Origin of the sequence: Azoarcus sp. TTM-91 (assembly GCF_012911025.1) — a bacterium.
Lineage (GTDB): Bacteria > Pseudomonadota > Gammaproteobacteria > Burkholderiales > Rhodocyclaceae > Azoarcus.
In genome coordinates this window covers 1-16,362 of sequence record NZ_WUEI01000045.1, presented here as the reverse complement: position 1 = coordinate 16,362, position 16,362 = coordinate 1, and the positions used below count along the sequence as shown (strand labels likewise).

The 16,362-nt window shown below is 69.4% G+C and carries 16 protein-coding genes; 8 read left to right on the top strand and 8 right to left on the bottom strand.

Features of this window, described 5'->3' with window-relative positions; translation table 11 throughout:
• Nucleotides 1–60 precede the first annotated feature (60 nt).
• Nucleotides 61–1,011, top strand: coding sequence for a D-2-hydroxyacid dehydrogenase (locus GRF61_RS13495; protein WP_169151164.1), 951 nt, complete (start codon nt 61–63; stop codon nt 1,009–1,011).
• Between the two features lie 114 nt (nt 1,012–1,125).
• A complete protein-coding gene (locus GRF61_RS13490; protein WP_169151163.1) occupies nt 1,126–2,382 on the top strand; it encodes a putative Na+/H+ antiporter in 1,257 nt (418 codons plus the stop codon).
• Here GRF61_RS13490 and GRF61_RS24800 read toward each other — a convergent pair.
• On the bottom strand, nt 2,379–3,971 hold the full coding sequence (locus GRF61_RS24800; protein WP_248281234.1) for a hypothetical protein: 1,593 nt from the start codon (nt 3,969–3,971) through the stop codon (nt 2,379–2,381). The two genes, GRF61_RS13490 and GRF61_RS24800, sit on opposite strands and share 4 nt — an antisense overlap.
• Before the next feature lie 39 nt (nt 3,972–4,010).
• Here GRF61_RS24800 and GRF61_RS13485 point away from each other — a divergent pair, with 39 nt between their 5' ends.
• The gene (locus GRF61_RS13485; RefSeq protein WP_348982395.1) at nt 4,011–4,760 is read left to right on the top strand and encodes a pseudouridine synthase; all 750 of its coding nucleotides are present in this window, start codon (nt 4,011–4,013) and stop codon (nt 4,758–4,760) included.
• Here GRF61_RS13485 and GRF61_RS13480 read toward each other — a convergent pair.
• From GRF61_RS13480 to GRF61_RS13450, 7 genes are all read right to left on the bottom strand, one after another.
• Nucleotides 4,733–4,978 carry a hypothetical protein gene (locus GRF61_RS13480; RefSeq protein WP_169151153.1) on the bottom strand — a complete coding sequence of 82 codons (246 nt, stop codon included), beginning with the start codon at nt 4,976–4,978 and terminating at the stop codon, nt 4,733–4,735. The genes GRF61_RS13485 and GRF61_RS13480 overlap by 28 nt on opposite strands.
• A 184-nt stretch (nt 4,979–5,162) precedes the next feature.
• On the bottom strand, nt 5,163–5,480 hold the full coding sequence (locus tag GRF61_RS24585; protein ID WP_211165948.1) for a hypothetical protein: 318 nt from the start codon (nt 5,478–5,480) through the stop codon (nt 5,163–5,165).
• On the bottom strand, nt 5,470–6,669 hold the full coding sequence (locus tag GRF61_RS13470) for an ABC transporter permease (protein ID WP_169151162.1): 1,200 nt from the start codon (nt 6,667–6,669) through the stop codon (nt 5,470–5,472). Before GRF61_RS13470 ends, GRF61_RS24585 begins: the two co-directional genes overlap by 11 nt.
• Before the next feature lie 9 nt (nt 6,670–6,678).
• Entirely contained in the window at nt 6,679–7,887 is a 1,209-nt protein-coding gene (locus GRF61_RS13465) for an ABC transporter permease (protein WP_169151161.1), read from the bottom strand.
• Complete coding sequence (locus GRF61_RS13460) at nt 7,884–8,612, bottom strand: ABC transporter ATP-binding protein (protein ID WP_169151160.1); 729 nt, start codon at nt 8,610–8,612, stop codon at nt 7,884–7,886. Before GRF61_RS13460 ends, GRF61_RS13465 begins: the two co-directional genes overlap by 4 nt.
• Before the next feature lie 10 nt (nt 8,613–8,622).
• On the bottom strand, nt 8,623–9,777 hold the full coding sequence (locus GRF61_RS13455; protein ID WP_169151159.1) for an efflux RND transporter periplasmic adaptor subunit: 1,155 nt from the start codon (nt 9,775–9,777) through the stop codon (nt 8,623–8,625).
• A gap of 311 nt (nt 9,778–10,088) precedes the next feature.
• Nucleotides 10,089–11,819, bottom strand: coding sequence for a glutamine--tRNA ligase/YqeY domain fusion protein (locus tag GRF61_RS13450; protein WP_169151158.1), 1,731 nt, complete (start codon nt 11,817–11,819; stop codon nt 10,089–10,091).
• 255 nt (nt 11,820–12,074) lie between these two features.
• Between GRF61_RS13450 and GRF61_RS13445 the strand changes: the two genes are divergently transcribed.
• From GRF61_RS13445 to GRF61_RS13425, 5 genes are all read left to right on the top strand, one after another.
• A complete protein-coding gene (locus GRF61_RS13445; protein WP_169151157.1) occupies nt 12,075–13,343 on the top strand; it encodes a mechanosensitive ion channel family protein in 1,269 nt (422 codons plus the stop codon).
• 169 nt (nt 13,344–13,512) lie between these two features.
• Nucleotides 13,513–13,896 (top strand): fluoride efflux transporter CrcB, encoded by a 384-nt coding sequence (gene crcB, locus GRF61_RS13440; RefSeq protein WP_169151156.1) that lies wholly within the window; start codon nt 13,513–13,515, stop codon nt 13,894–13,896.
• 118 nt (nt 13,897–14,014) lie between these two features.
• Nucleotides 14,015–14,683 (top strand): OmpA family protein, encoded by a 669-nt coding sequence (locus GRF61_RS13435; protein ID WP_169151177.1) that lies wholly within the window; start codon nt 14,015–14,017, stop codon nt 14,681–14,683.
• A 423-nt stretch (nt 14,684–15,106) separates the two neighbouring features.
• On the top strand, nt 15,107–15,625 hold the full coding sequence (locus GRF61_RS13430) for an Hcp family type VI secretion system effector (RefSeq protein WP_169151155.1): 519 nt from the start codon (nt 15,107–15,109) through the stop codon (nt 15,623–15,625).
• A 189-nt stretch (nt 15,626–15,814) separates the two neighbouring features.
• A complete protein-coding gene (locus GRF61_RS13425) occupies nt 15,815–15,964 on the top strand; it encodes a hypothetical protein (RefSeq protein ID WP_169151154.1) in 150 nt (49 codons plus the stop codon).
• Nucleotides 15,965–16,362: the final 398 nt, after the last annotated feature.

The window sequence follows — 16,362 nt, the reverse complement described above, 5'->3', positions numbered from 1 at the left end:
TCGGCCTCCCTGCCGGCGCGGCGGCTGAAGCAATCCGCGCATCAACCTGGAGTACTGCATATGAGTCTGGCCATCGTCTGCCTGGAGCGCGATGCGGTGGGCGTGCCTTTTCCGCGCCCGGCCCTGGAACACGAGTGGACCGAGTATCCAGCCACCCCCGCTGCCGAACTGGTGCCGCGGCTGCTGGAGGCCGACGTTGCCATCGTCAACAAGGCGAAGCTGGATGCGGAAGTCATAGCCCGCCTGCCGCGGCTGAAGATGGTGGCCATTGCCGCCACCGGCGCCGACAACGTGGATCTGGAGGCCTGCCGTGCCCGCGGCATCGTCGTCTCCAACGTGCGCGGCTATGCGGTGCACACCGTGCCCGAACATGCGCTGATGCTGATGCTCGCGCTGCGCCGCAACCTGCTCGCCTACACTGCGGATGTACGCAACGGCCGCTGGGCGAGAGCGGAGAACTTCTGCTTCTTCGACCACCCGATAGGCGACCTGCACGGCGCCAACCTGGGCATCATCGGCCGCGGCGGGCTGGGCGAGGGCGTCGCCCGGCTGGCCAGCGCCTTCGGCATGAACATCCTTTACGCCGAGCACAAGGGCGCGGCGTCGCTGCGCCCCGGCTACACCGCCTTCGACCAGGTGCTGGCGCAGGCGGACGTGCTGTCGCTCAACTGCCCGCTGAATGTGGCCACTCGCGGCCTGATCGGCAAGGCAGAACTGCAGGCGATGAAGCGCACCGCGGTGCTGGTGAACACCTCCCGCGGCGGCGTGGCGGACGAGCAAGCGCTGGCCGAGGCCCTGCGCGCGAGGGTGATCGCCGGCGCCGCTACCGACGTGCTTTCGGCCGAGCCGCCGCGCAACGGCAACCCCTTGCTGGCGGACGACATCCCCAACCTCATCATCACCCCGCACGTGGCCTGGGCTTCCCAAGGCGCCATGGAGGCGCTGGCGGCGCAGGCCATCGGCAACATCGAGGCCTATGCCGCCGGCGAGCCGCGCAACCGCCTCGCCTGAAGCGGGCGGCGCCACCGGCGCTGGCTGCTGGTTTTTTGCCAAGGCGGCCGCCGGCGGATCGGCTATATTCGGGCGCTTCCAGGCCCCCGAAACAAGAAATTACAAGGACTCCGCATGACCCCCAGCGTGTTGCAGATCGTTGGCACGGCGCTGTTCGCCATCGCCGTCGCCCACACCTTCCTCACCAAGTACTTCGAGCGCCTCGCCCACCTCCAGCCCAAGCACTCCGGCATCTGGCACCTGCTGGGCGAAGTGGAGGTGGTGTTCGGCTTCTGGGCCTTCGTACTGCTGATGTTCATGGCCTTCAGCGGCGGCGCCAGCGAGGCGGCGAGCTACCTTGACGGGCTCAACTACACCGAGCCGGCCTTCGTCTTCGTCATCATGGTGGTGGCTGCCAGCCGGCCCATCCTGGAACTGTGCAAGGTCGGCGCGCGGGCGCTGGCGCGCTACATCCCGCTGCAGGACGGGCTGGCCTTCTACTTCGTCTGCCTGTCGGTGCTGCCGCTGCTGGGCTCCTTCATCACCGAGCCGGCGGCGATGACGCTGGCGGCGCTGATGCTGCGCGACAATTTCTACGCCAAAGGCATTTCCCACCGGCTGAAGTACGTGACCCTGGGCGCGCTCTTCGTCAACGTCTCCATCGGCGGCACGCTCACCCATTTCGCCGCGCCGCCGGTGCTGATGGTGGCCGCCAAGTGGAACTGGGACCTGTGGTACATGCTCGGCCACTTCGGCTGGAAGGCGGCGATCGCGGTCTTCATCAACGCCGGTATCGCCACCCTGCTGTTCGCCCGCGAACTGAAAACGCTGGAGGTGGATGCCAGCGCCGGCCAGCGCACCGTGCCGCGCATGCTGATCTTGCTGCATGTGCTCTTCCTCGTCGGCATCGTCTATTTCGCCCACCATCCGACGGTCTTCGTCGGCCTGTTCCTGCTCTTCCTCGGCGTGGCCGAAGGCTACAAGCACTACCACGACAGGCTGATGCTGCGCGAAGGCCTGATGGTCGGCTTCTTCCTCGCCGGCCTGGTCACGCTCGGCGCGCAGCAGCAGTGGTGGCTGCAGGACGTGCTCGCCGGCATGGACACCACCGCGCTCTACTTCGGCGCCACCGCGCTGACCGCCATCACCGACAACGCTGCGCTAACCTACCTCGGCTCGCTGGTGGAGGGTGTGGACGAGGCCTTCAAGTACTCGCTGGTGGCCGGCGCTGTCACCGGTGGTGGCCTCACCGTGATCGCCAACGCGCCCAACCCGGCGGGCTTCGCCATCCTGCGCGGCCACTTCGACGACGAGGCGATCAACCCGCTGGGGCTTTTCGTCACTGCGCTGCCGCCCACCATCGTCGCCATCCTCGCTTTCCAGATCCTCTAGCGCGGAACTGCTGCGAACTGGAACGGGGAGCCCGCGGGCTCCCCGTTTTTCCTTGCAGGCGTGACCGTTTCGTTCGCCGCCAGCAGCCCGAGGGCGCATAATTGCGGCCGTTTCTTCCCACCGCGCCGTCCGGCGCGCCGAGGTTCCCCGTGACATCCGTACGCCGTAATCCACCCCAGCCGGTGCCGTCCCGCATTGCCGGTACGCTCAAGGTCCGCAAGCCTGCCACTGACCCGGCGGAATCCGACAACAGCGCCGCGCCCTCGCAAGCCAGGGCCGCTGGCGACAAGCCGGCCCGTGGGCGCGCCGCGCCCGCGCGCAACCAGCGCAGGGCCGAGGGTCGAGGCGAGGACAAGCGGGGCGAGGCGAAGCCGGGCAGGGGACGCGATTTCTCTGATGCCGATGCCGGCCGGCGTGGGCCGCGCGGTGGTGATCGTGCCGCAGCCGGTGGTGAACGCCCGCGTGGCCCCCGGCGTGATGCGGAGGGCGACTTCCGCGCTCCGCGTCGTACCGCGGGCGCGAATGAGCGCCGTGGTGGCGATGAGCGCAAGGATGGGGGCCATGGCCGTGAGTGGAGCGAGGGTTTCCGCTCCGATGGCCCGCGCCGCGATTCCGCGCCATCCGAAGGCCGTGGCCGCTTCGGCTCCGGTGGTCGGGGCGAGCGTGAGCAAACGAATGAAGAACGGCCGCGTTTCGGCCGTCCGCGGGATGCGGATGCACCTGCCGGCAAGCGGCCGTGGCAGGAAAGAAGTGGCGAGCGGGAGCAAGGCCCGAGGGAGCGTGGCTTTTCCCGTGGCGGTGATGCCTCGCCGCGGCAGCGCGATTCCGCCTGGGGCGAGCGCCCGCGGCCGGCTCGTGATGACAACCGGAGCGCTGAAGGCGCGCCGCGTGGCCGGCGGGAGTCTGGTGACCGTGGCGAGCGCAACGACCGCGAGCGTTTCGCGCGTGACGACAAGCGCAGCGGCCCGCCGCGGGGCGAAGGCCGTGGCCGGTTCGACCAGCAGGAAGATCGGCGTCGTCCGGCGGATGAGCAGAATCGTAACCGCGGGGGATGGCAAGAGCGCCCCAGCCGCTCCGCCGAGGAAGGCCGTGGCCGTTTCGGTGGTGACGAGCGCACCAATCACCCGGCGCGCCCGGAGGGCCGTGGGGCGCCGGGAGGGCAGGCAGGGCGCGGCCGTGGCGACCGCGAAGAAGGCCGTAACCGCTTCGGCGGTGATGAGCGTTCCAGCCGCCCCGGGCGCCCGGAAGGCCGCAGCGCATCTGGAGAGTACGCCGGGCGTGGGCGCGGCGAACGCGAAGAAGGCCGTAGTCGTTTCGGTGGCGATGAGCGCGCCAGTCGTCCGCTGCGTCAGGACGGTCGCGGTGCAGCCGGTGAACAGGCGGGACGAAGCCGTGGCGAACGTGAGGATGGCCGCAGCCGTTTCGGTGGCGACGAGCGTCGTCCGCGTTTCGAACGTGAGCAGCGTGCTGGCGGTTCTGACCGCGCTGCTGCGGGTGGGGAGCGCCGGCCCAAGGCGCGCCCGGAGGCCGGGTATGAGCGTAAGGCGGACCAGCCTTTCGCCAAGCGGCCCCAGGCGGCCGAACCGCATGCCGAGTCAGCCGCCGCCACCAGGCCGCAGCGCCCGGCGGTGCAGCGTGAGGAAGGCGAGGCGGAGGGCGTGCGCCTGTCCAAGGTCATGGCGGAGCGGGGCATCTGTTCCCGGCGCGAGGCGGACGAACTGATAGAGCGCGGCTGGGTGTTCGTGGATGGCCGCCGGGTGTCCGAGCTGGGCACGCGGATCTCGCCGGATGCCCGGGTGGATCTGGCGCCCGAGGCGAAGATGCAGCAGGCGCAGCGCGTCACCATCCTGCTTCACAAGCCGGTCGGCTATGTGTCCGGCCAGCCGGAGCCGGGCTATGAGCCGGCGGTGTCGCTGATCGGTGGCGACAACCAGTTCGACCGCGATACCGCCCAGCGCTTCCACTATTCCCAGTTGAAAGGCCTGGCGCCGGCCGGCCGGCTGGACATCGACTCCACCGGCCTGCTGGTGCTGACGCAGGATGGCCGGGTTGCCCGCATGCTGATCGGCGAGAACTCCAAGATCGAGAAGGAATACCTGGTGCGGGTGGAAGGCGAACTCCTGCCGGACGGCCTGGCGCTGCTGCGCCACGGCCTGTCGCTGGACGACAAGCCGCTGCGCCCGGCAGAGGTGGAGTGGATCAACGACGATCAACTGCGCTTCGTGCTGCGCGAAGGCCGCAAGCGCCAGATCCGCCGCATGTGCGAACTGGTCGGCCTGAAGGTGGTGGGCCTGAAGCGGGTGCGCATCGGCCGGGTGCGGCTGGGCGATCTGCCGCTCGGCCAGTGGCGTTACCTGCGCGAGGATGAGGGTTTCTGAGGCGCAGCTTTGCGCGCCTCGGGCGTGGCCGGTGCTGTGGCGGGAATCTCCATGCTATCCGGCGCGCGGCCGCTCACCCGGGTGAAGCATTCCTCCAGCGGGCAGACCTGGCCGGGCGGGCACTCGTGTTCACGGGCGCATTCGGCCTGGGTTTCATCCAGCAGCACCATCTCCCGTACGACGGGGCAGCGGCCTATGGGGGAGTCGAAGAAGGACATGGCGGTCTCCTCCGCCTGCCCCGGGCGCTGGCGGGCAGGGTTGTCGGTCGGCGGCGGTCGCGGTGGGCGCTGCTGCCGGAAGGTGTTCGGGAAGGCGTAGTTCCGCCCGGAAACCCGCTGTGCGTTCATTCCCGCGCCTTCAATCCCACTCTAGGTCTAGGTGGCGGGGCGTACCGGGGGAAAGCTAGCTTCCTTGACCTGGCGCAACCCGATCCGGGGGCGGCTGGGCAGGAAGCTTGTGCGGCGGCAGCAGGCGGTCGCAGCGGTTGCCGGTGTAGGGGCCGCGGTTGCGTTCGCGCTCCCAGCCGGGGCCGGGCGAAGCCTGGGCGCAGATGGTCTGGTTGTTGAGCTTGCTGCGCCACTGGTACCACGGCGCGGGCGCGGCTTCCGCGGCGAGCGGCAGCAGCGCGGCGGTGGCGATGAGCAGGGCGGGCAGCGCTGCGGCGATGCGCTGCCGTAGAAGGGGGAGCGGCGCCAGCCGGCGCCTGGTCTCATTCGGCACGCAGGGCCTCCACCGGATCGAGACGGGCGGCAGTGCGCGCCGGCATCACACCGGCGACCAGGCCGATGAGGACTGCCAGCGCTTCTGCCAGCAGGGCGAAATGCCAGGGTGTGCTCACCGGCAGCGCCGGCAGCAGCAGGCCGGCGAGCTGGGCGAGGCCGGCGCCGATGGCGAGGCCGAGCAGGCCGCCCAGCGCCGCCAGCGCCACCGCTTCGCCGAGGAAGAGGCCGAGGATGGCGCGGCGGGTGGCGCCCAGCGCCACCATCAGGCCGATCTCGCCGGTGCGCTCGGCCACCGCGATGGTCATGATGGTGACGATGCCCACCGCGCCCACCAGCAGCGAGATGCCGCCCAGCACGCCGACCGCGGCGGTGAGGATGTCGAGGATGTTGGAGAGGCTGGCGAGCATGTCTTCCTGGGTGGTGAGGGTGAAATCCTCGCGGCCGTGGCGGTCTACCATGCGCCGCTTCACTTCCGCCGCCACGCGGGCGGCGGGAACGCCTTCCTCGTAGGTGAGGTTGATCTCCATCACCCCGTCCCGATTGTAGAGCGCCAGCGCCCGTGCGGTGGGGATGTAGGCGGTGTCGTCCAGATCCACGCCGAGGAACTGGCCCTTGGCTTCCATGACCCCGATCACCCGGTAGCGTTCCGTGCCGATCTGCACCCGTTGGCCGAGCGCGTTGCCGGCGCCGAACAGCTCCTGCTTCAGCTTGGCGCCCAGCACCACCAGCGCGCGGGCGCTGGCGGCTTCGTCCGGCGGCAGGAAGTGGCCGCTGCGCACCTTCATGGCGAACATGCGGTCCATCTGTGGCCCCACGCCCATCACCAGCGTGCGGCGCACCCGGCCCTGGGCGCGGATCTCGGAGTTGCCGGACACCGCCGGGGTGACGCCGGTGACGAAAGGCACCCGCGCCAGCGCGGCGGCATCGTCCAGCGTCAGCTCGCGGGTGGTGGAGGGCAGGCCGGGCGGGCCGCCGCGGGCGCCCAGGCGGCCGGGGGTGACCTTGATGATGTTGGTGCCGAACTGGGTGAATTCCTGCAGCACGAAGCGGTGCAGCCCCTCGCCGATGGCGGTGAGCAGGATCACCGCGGCGATGCCTACCGCGATGCCGAGCAGGGTGAGGAAGCTGCGCAGGCGCTGGGCGCTCAGGGCGCGCAGCGAAAGCTGGAAGAGGTCGGCCCAGCGCATGTCCCCCGCCTAGCGCTTGGCCAACGCCTGCACCGGGTCCAGCCGGGCGGCGCGGCGCGCCGGCAGCACGCCGAACAGCAGGCCGGTGAACAGGGCGGTGCCCAGGCCGGCGGCCACTGCCCAGTCGGGCGGCCAGGCTGGCAGCACCGGGTAGGCCAGGCGTATGCCCCAGGCACCGAGCTGGCCGAGGCCGTAGCCGGCCAGCGCGCCGGCCAGCGACAGCAGCGCCGCCTCGACGAGGAAGGCGCGGCGGATGTCGCCGCCGGTAGCGCCCAGGGCCTTGAGCAGGCCGATCTCTCCGGTGCGCTGAGTGACCGCCACCAGCATCACGTTCATCACCAGGATGCCGGCCACCGCCAGGCTGATGGCGGCGATGCCGGCGACCGCGAGGGTGAGGGCGCCGAGGATGCGGTCGAAGGTGCCGAGCACCGCGTCCTGGGTGATCAGGGTGACGTCTAGCTCGCCCTCGCGGCGGCTGCGCAGGATGTCTTCCATTTGCCGCTGCGCCGGCACCAGCGCGTCGCGGCCGCGCACTTCCACCATGATGCGGAACAGGGTGTTGGTGTTGAACATGGCCTGGGCGGTGGCCACCGGCACGATGACCAACTCGTCGGTATTGAAGCCCAGGCCCTGGCCGGAGGCGGCCATCACGCCGACGACCCGCAGCCGGGTGTCGCCGACGCGGATCATGCGGCCGACCGCCGCTTCGTTGCCGAACAGCTCGCGCCTCAAGGTGCCGCCTATCACCGCCACCGCGCTGGCGTGCCCCAAGGATTCCTGCGGCAGGAAGCGGCCTTCGGCGAGGGCGAGGTGGCGTACGTCGATGTAATCGGAGGTGGTACCCAGCACCATGGTCTCGCGCAGCCGGCCGCCGACGGCGATCTCCGAATTGCCGACCGACAGCGGCGCGATCCGGCTCACCAGCGGCGCCCGCAGCAGCGCGCTGGCGTCGGCCAGGGTGAGGTCGCGCGGGGTGTTGGTGATGAAGCTGCCGGCATTGACGCCGCCGGTTTCGTTGCGACCGGGCAGCACGATGACCAAGTTGGCGCCCAGCGAGGCGAACTCGCCGACCACGTAGCGGCGGGCGCCATCGCCCAGCGCGGTGAGCACCACTACCGCCGCCACGCCGATGGCCATCGCCAGCACCATCAGCGCGGTGCGCAGCGGGTAGGCGAAGGCGGCGCGGCCGGCAAAGCGCAGGGTGTCGGCCGGGCTCAAGGGGCTGATCCTGGGGCCGTGTGTGATTCGTCCGCCGGTCCGGCCTGCCGCCGGCTGTCCGACTTCAGCCGGCCGTCTTCCATCATCAGCTGGCGGCGGGCGCGGCGGCCCATGGCCGGGTCGTGGGTGACGACGATGAGCGTGGTGCCGGCAGCGTTCAGCGCTTCCAGCAGCTGGGTGACTTCCTCACCGGTGTGGCGGTCCAGGTTGCCGGTGGGTTCGTCGGCGAGCAGCAGCGCCGGCTGCATGATGGTGGCGCGGGCGATGGCGACGCGCTGACGCTGGCCGCCGGAGAGTTCGTCCGGCCGGTGGCGGGCGCGCTCCTCCAGACCGAAGTCGCGCAGCGCGCGCGCTACCCGCCGCTCCCGCTCGGGCGGGGCGATGCCGGCCAGGGTGAGCGGCAGGGCGATGTTCTCGGCGGCGCTGAGGCGCGGTACCAGGTGGAAGCTCTGGAACACGAAGCCGATGCGGCTGCGGCGCACCGCTGCCTGTTCGTCTGCGCTCAGGGTGGTGACGTCTCGGCCTTCCAGCCGGTAGTGGCCGGCGTCCGGCCGGTCCAGCAGGCCGAGCAGGTTGAGCAGGGTGGATTTGCCGGAGCCGGAGGGGCCCATGATGGCGACGTATTCGCCGGCCTCGATGGCGAGGGAGAGCGCGCTCAGCGCATGGACGCGGCTGTCGCCGACGGTGAAGCTGCGGTCTATGCCGGCCAGCTCTATCTGGGCCATGGCGGCGCGCTCAGTGGCCGGCGGTCGCCGCCTCGGCGACCGCATGCGCTCCGGCGGCGACGCCGGCCCGCTCCAGCGAGGTGACGAGGAGATCGCCGGCGGCCAGGCCCTCCAGCACCTCGGTTTGCTCCCAGTTGGCGAGGCCGGTGCGCAGGCCGCGCTCGGCGAGAACGCCGTCGGCGCCCAGCACCAGCACCTTGTTGCCTTCGCGCAGCGCGGCGGTGGGGATGCGCAGCACGTCGGAGCGGTGGTCGAGCACGATCTCGACGTCGGCGCTGTAGCCGACGAGCAGGCCGCGGGCTTCGTCCGGCTGGTCGAAATACACGTCCACCTCCACCGTGCGCGCCTGTTTTTCCACTGCGGTGATGTAGGGCGCGATGCGACGCACCGTGCCGGCGAAGTGGCGGCCGGGCAGGGCCTCGAAGCTGATGCGTACCGGCTGGCCGGGGCGGATGCGCGGGGCGTCCACCTCGTCCATCGGCGCTTTCACATAGAGGCAGCTGTCGTCTATCAGGTCGATGGCGGGCGGGGTGGGCACGCCAGGCGGCGAGGGCGTGGCGTATTCGCCGAGCTCGCCGGTGATCTTGGCCACCGTGCCGGCGAAGGGCGCCACCAGCACAGTGCGTTCGCGATCGGTGGCGGTAGCGGCGAGCTGGGCTTCGGCGGTGGCGATGTCGGCGGCGGCACCAGCGCAGGTGGCCCGCCGGGCGCGGGCTTCGGTGCGGGCCTTTTCCTCCACGCTGGCGGAGACGAAGCCGCGTTGCACCAGCGTGGCCTGGCGTTCGGCCTCGCGCTCGGCGTTGGCGGCCAGGCTGCAGGCCTCGCGCTGGCGTTCGCGGGCGGCACCGAGCTGGGCGCGATTGACCGCCATGCGCGCGTCCAGGTCGCGGTTCCACAGCCGCATCAGCACCTGGCCGGCCTGCACGCGGTCGCCTTCCTTGACCAGCAGGTCGTCGATGCGGCCGCCAACGATGGTGGACATGCGGGTGCGCTGACAGGCCTCGATCTCGCCGGCGCGGGTGTTGGAGAGCGTGGCTTCCACCGGTCCGCGGCCGACTTCATGCACGACCACCGCAACCGGTTGCGGTCGTGACAGCCACCAGCCGGCGAGAAGGAGCAGGGCGGCGGCAAGGGCATAGGGCAGCAGGCGGCGAAGGATGGGCATGGCGAGAGGCTTTGCGGATGTGCCGGGCTTGCGGCCCGGAGGTGGTGCTGCGGATCTGGCGGGCGCTTGCGCTTCGCGCCGGGAGCGGGCAGGGCGCTTCCCCGCCAGGTCACCCGCTCATGGCTTGTACGCCGCCTGGCATTCTAATGCCGGCTTGCCGGCGGCATGGCGCCACCTTGCTTGAGGGTCGCCGCCGGAGCGCGTTTCCCCTTCCACGGTGGGGCCGCCAGACGCAGCAAGGCCGCGGCGGGAATGCGTGCTGCCTTGCATTCCTGCCGCGGCCGGGGCGTTGAGCCTGCTTGTGCGCGGCCTCAGCGGCCGCTCTTGGCCCAGGAGTCCTTCAGCGTCACCGTGCGGTTGAACACCGGCGCGCCGGCGGTGGAGTCGCGGCGGTCGGCGACGAAGTAGCCGTGGCGCTCGAACTGGAAGCGGTCTTCTGCCGCCGCGCCTTTCAGCGAGGGTTCCAGCCAGGCGGTGATGACGCGGCGGGAGTCCGGGTTGATGTCGTCTAGGAAGCTGCGCTCCAGTCCTTCGGCATCGCCCTCGCGGCGCTGGCCGGGGTGCGGGTAGGCGAACAGGCGGTCGTACAGCCGCACTTCGGCCTGATAGCCGTGGGCGGCGGAAACCCAGTGGAGGTTGCCCTTCACCTTGTAGTTGTCGGCGCCGGGGGTGCCGGACTTGGAGTCGGGCATGTATTCGGCGTAGACGGTGGTGACCTTGCCGTCGGCATCCTTGTCGCAGCCGGTGCACTTCACCACGTAGCCGTAGCGCAGGCGCACGGTGTTGCCGGGGTAGAGGCGGTGGAAGCCCTTCACCGGTTCTTCCATGAAGTCTTCGCGCTCTATCCACAGCTCACGGCCGAAGGGCATGTCGCGCTTGCCCAGCTCCGGCTTCAGCGGATGATTGGGCGCCTGGCACAGCTCGGATGCGCCCTCGGCGTAGTTGGTGAGCACCAGCTTCAGCGGATCGAGCACGGCCACGCGGCGCTCGGCGGCCTCGTTGAGGTGCTCGCGCATGCTCTCCTCGAGCACGCTCATGTCGATCCAGGAGTCCGACTTGGACACGCCGATGCGCTCGGCGAACAGGCGGAAGCCCTCCGGCGTGAAGCCACGGCGGCGGGCGCCGATCAGCGTCGGCAGGCGGGGATCGTCCCAGCCATCCACATGGCCTTCCTCCACCAGCTGGATCAGCTTGCGCTTGGACAGCACCACGTAGGTGAGATTGAGGCGGGCGAACTCGATCTGCTGCGGCAGCGGGCGCGGGAAGTGGCCGGCCTCGGCGAGGGCGTCCAGCAGCCAGTCGTAGAAGGGGCGCTGGTCCTCGAACTCCAGGGTGCAGATGGAGTGGGTGATGTTCTCGATCGCGTCTTCGATCGGGTGGGCGAAGGTGTACAGCGGGTAGATGCACCAGGCGTCGCCGGTGCGGTGGTGGGCCGCCTTGCGGATGCGGTAGATCACCGGGTCGCGCAGGTTGATGTTGGGGCTGGCCATGTCGATGCGGGCACGCAGCGCGAGGCTGCCCTCGGCGAACTCGCCGGCACGCATGCGGGCGAAGAGGTCCAGGTTCTCCTCCACGCTGCGGTTGCGCCAGGGGCTGTCCTTGCCCGGCTCGGTGAGGGTGCCGCGCAGGGCGCGCATCTCGTCGGCGGAGAGGGCGTCTACATAGGCCTTGCCGGCACGGATCAGCGAGACCGCGCACTGGTACATGGTGTCGAAGTAGTCGGAGGCGTAGTACAGGTGCTTGCCCCAGTCGAAGCCCAGCCACTTCACCGCTTCGATGATGCCGTCGACGTACTCGGTCTCTTCCTTCTCCGGGTTGGTGTCGTCGAAGCGCAGGTGGCAGGCGCCGGCGTAGGCTTCCGCGAGGCCGAAGTTGAGGCAGATGGACTTGGCGTGGCCGTAGTGCAGGTAGCCGTTGGGCTCGGGCGGGAAGCGCGTCTCCACGCGGCCCTGCCACTTGCCGGCGCGGTTGTCCTCGTCGATCAGGTTGCGGATGAAGTTGCTCGGCGCGACGGCGCCTTCCTTCTTGTCGTTTGGATTCATCGGATTGGAGGAGTCTGGGCGGGCGCGGGGGCGCCGGATTTGCGAATGGCGGGAATTGTAGCCGATCGCCTCCGGCCGCCGGACGCCCGGCGGCAGTCTTGCGCGGTGGCACGGGGCCAAGGACCGACGCCGGGTGGCGGGGCCGGGCTGGCTATAATCTTGGCCCCAATGTTTTTCCTGCCGCCGCGGGCGGGCCGGGTCGCTGCGCGATCGCGGGCCTGGTGAGTCCTGCCGGCGGCGCCGACCGGAGTACCGATGACCGAGGATTTCGCCTTGCTGCAGGCCTGGCTGGCGCAACGCCCCGCCGCTTACGCCGTCGCCGCCAGCTGTGCGTTGCTGCTGCTCGCCTGGCTGGCCAACTGGCTTACCCGTCACATCCTGCTGCGCGGCCTGCGCCGCATGCTGGACGACGGCTCATCGCTGGCGCGCGACCCGGAGGCGGCGCCCATCCGCATCGTCAGCCGCCTGGCCAACGTCATCCCGGCGCTGGTGCTGGCGCTGGGCACGAAGGCGGTGCCCAACCTGCCGCCGGCGCTTGTCACCGTGGTGGAAAACGTCAGCAGTGCCTTCATCGTGCTCACGGTGGCGCTGGCGCTGGGCAATGCGCTCAACCTGGTCAACGTGCTCTACCAGCGGCGGCCGGACGCCCAACTGCGGCCGATCAAGGGCTATGTGCAGGTGCTGAAGATCGTGGTGTACGTGGTGGCGGCCATCCTCATCGTCGCCAGCCTGGTGGACCGCTCGCCACTGATCCTGCTCTCCGGCCTGGGGGCGATGGCCGCGGTGCTGCTGCTGATCTTCCAGGACACGCTGCTGTCGCTGGTGGCCAGCGTGCAGCTCAGCTCCAACGACATGGTGCGCATCGGCGACTGGATAGAGATGCCGCAGGTCAACGCCGATGGCGACGTCATCGACATCGCCCTGCACACGGTGAAGGTGCAGAACTGGGACAAGACCATCACCACCATCCCGACCAAGCGGATGATCTCCGACTCTTTCCGCAACTGGCGCGGCATGCGGGAGTCCGGCGGGCGCCGCATCAAGCGCAGCCTGTTCATCGACCAGCACAGCATCCGCTTCCTCACCGACGAGGAGCGCCGCCGGCTGGACCGCTTCGCCCTGCTGGACGGCTACCTGCCGGCCAAGGAGGCGGAACTGGAAGCCTGGAACGCCAGCCTGCCCGGCGGCGAGCGCGATGTGGTGAACCGCCGCCGGGTTACCAACATCGGCACTTTCCGCGCCTACGTGGAGCGTTACCTGCGGCGCCATCCCGGCGTGCACCAGGGCATGACGCTGATGGTGCGCCAGCTCGCCCCTACCTCCGACGGCCTGCCGCTGGAGCTGTACTGCTTCGCCAACACCACGGCATGGGTGGCCTACGAAGGCACGCAGTCGGACATCTTCGACCACCTGCTGGCCATCCTGCCGGAGTTCGGCCTGCGGGTGTTCCAGCACCCCAGTGGGGCGGACATGCGCGGCTTCGGCGATCAACTGCGGCGGGAGTTCACCGGGCCGGCGGGCTGAGGTGCCGGCGCGGGAGGCACCTCAGAGCTGTTTGCGCCGAGGGCGCCTGGGGTGGTCCGTGACGGTCCCATCGGAGAATCCCGCGGTAGCCGGCCGCCCCGGCTCCCGCCCGGACGGTGGTGGTAAATTGCGCCATCCCTTTGCATCTCCACCGTTTCCCGGAGCCTCGATGAATCTCACCGCTTTCGCTGCCGTCGGCATCGGCGCAGCCTGTGGCGCCTGGCTGCGCTGGGGACTGGGCATGCTGCTCAATGCCCTGTTCGCGCCCATTCCGCTCGGCACCCTGGCGGCCAACCTGCTCGGCGGTCTGCTGATGGGGCTGGTGCTGGGCGCGGTGCATAGCTGGCCAGAGTTGCCGCCGGCGATCAAGCTGATGCTCACCACCGGCTTTCTCGGCGGCCTCACCACTTTCTCCACCTTCTCCGCCGAAGGCTTCATGCTCGCCCAGCGCGGCGACTGGGCCTGGTTCGGTGCCTATCTGGTGGTGCACGTGGTCGGCTCACTACTGCTGACGGGGGCCGGATACGCGCTGTTCAACGCCTGGCGCGGCTGAAGAGCGAGGAACTGGTCACCCTTTGTTGCACTCGGTGCTGTAGGGTGAGGCAGGCCGCTTACGCCCGCCCCCTACAATGATCCACCCCAGCCGAACAAGAACGGAGGTATCCGCCATGATCAAGAAAACCATACTCAGCCTCACCTGCATCGCCCTCGCCGCCAGTGGCCTCTACGGCTGCGCCGGCATGAGCGAAACCCAGCGCGACACCGGCACCGGTGCCGCCATCGGAGCGGTAACCGGTGCAGTGCTGGGGCGGGCGACCTCGGGCAAGGGCAACCGCGGTGAAGCCACCGCCATCGGCGCTGCGGCGGGCGCGGCCATCGGCGCCGGTGGCGGTTACCTGTGGTCGCAGCGCATGCAGGCGCAGAAGGCTGAAATGGAGCGCGCCACCCAGGGCACCGGCGTCAGCGTCTCGCAGACTACCGACAACCAACTCAAGCTCGACATCCCCAGCGATGTGTCCTTCGATACCGGCCGCTACGACATCAAGCCCAACATGCGGGCGGTGCTGGATCGCTTCGCTTCCAGCCTGACCCAGCACACGGTGACCACGGTGCGCATCGTCGGCCATACCGACAGCACCGGCAGCGACGCGGTGAACAACCCCCTGTCGGTGAACCGTGCCGCCGCGGTGCGCGACTACCTGGTGGATCGCGGCGTTGCCAGCAACCGTTTCAGCATCGACGGCCGCGGCTCGCGCGAACCGGTGGCGGACAACACCACCGCTGCTGGCCGGGCGATGAACCGGCGGGTGGAGATCTTCGTCGCCGAAGCGGCGCGCTGACCCGGGCGCTTCTTGCGCTGAAGGCAGGCCCCGGCAGGTTCTCCTGCCGGGGCCTGTTTCTTTTCCGGCGGAGCTAGGGGGAGCGAGAAGCTGGCCGGCCTGGTGCAGCCAGGGAAGGCGCCTGGGCAACTCCTTGCCCGGGTGGGCAAGGAGTTGCCCAGAGTTTTTCCCATAAGTATCAGCGCCTTGTCCCGAGGGTGGGCAAACCCTCGCTCGCCTCGCCATCTGCTGGGCACCGTCCGGGCGGCGATTGGGCCTTCCGCCTTCCGCCGCGAGCGTGATGTTGGGTCGGACAGCCGCGGAAAGTATGGCTTTTAATGTCTATGGAATTAATCTGGTACGCGTATTGCATTGATGATGGCGCCGTTTCTGCGGCAGCAGGGCCAGCGGCTCCTCGCTCCCATTCATCAAGGACAGAACACCATGCCAACACCCGCGTACATCAGCATCCAGGGCAAGACCCAGGGCAACATCACCCAGGGCGCTTTCACTGCCGACTCGGTCGGCAACGTCTTCGTCGAAGGCCATGAAGACGAGATCCTGGTGCAGGAAATCAAGCACCGCATCGCCACCCCCACCGACCCGCAAAGTGGCCAGCCCTCCGGCCAGCGGGTGCACAAGCCCTTCATCTTCACCAGCGCCCTGAACAAGGCCACGCCGCTGATGTACCAGGCCCTGGCCTCAGGCGAGATGCTGCCCAAGGTGGAGGTGAAGTGGTACCGCACCTCCACCGAAGGCAAGCAGGAGCACTTCTTCACCACCCAACTGGAAGACGCCACCGTGGTCGACATCGTCACCGTGATGCCGCATGCGCAGGATGCCAGCAAGGCCGAATACACCCAGCTGATCGAAGTCTCCATGGCCTACCGCAAGATCACCTGGACCCACGCCATCGCCGGCACCGAAGCCTCCGACGATTGGCGCAAGCCGCAGGAAGCCTGATCCCGGGCTCTCACCGTCCGCGGCCGGCGGGTTCGCTTGCCGGCCCTACCGTGTCCCGCGCGGCCGGAAGAGTCCGGCCCCCACGCGCACTGCCTGATGGCCTGCCATGCCCCACGAGGGCAGCACCCTCCTGCACGGCGATAGTCTCCAGGGCAGGGCAGGATCGCCGGCGGGAATATCGAATTGGGCATGCCGGGCAGCCTCATTGTGAAGGCCGGGAAGCACCGCTTTACCGGCCCAGCCTATCGCAGCCCTGAACTGAATGCCTGGTCTCTCGACCTCTTCGAAAAAATGCCGCGCATTCCCGTTGCCCCCACCGATCTGCCGCTCTTCGAATAGCGCCCCCATCGGAACCCCTATCGATGCTCATCAGCCCCTTTCCTTCAAGCCACCGCGTCTCAAGAGATAGACACGATCAGCGGCTGGCCATGGCCACATAGCTCTACTTCTGGCTGCCCAAGAAGATGGGGGAGTACCGCCGGCCTCCTCGCCGCCGCCAGCGGCGAGCCTGCGACGCGTTATGGAAGGCGAACCGCTTCCCCTGGTCGATGGCACTTCCAGTGCAATGGCAATGGACTGAACAGCCGCCGCCGGGCATGCGGGCCGTCTCGGGCCAGCCTTGTCCCTATCCGGGCATCTGGCATTGCGAGGATGTTCCCGTCGGTCCGCATGCGTTCGGGCATGGCGACATACTGCCGCAGGTGCAGGGGCGGGATGTCGGCTGCTTCCTGGTGCGG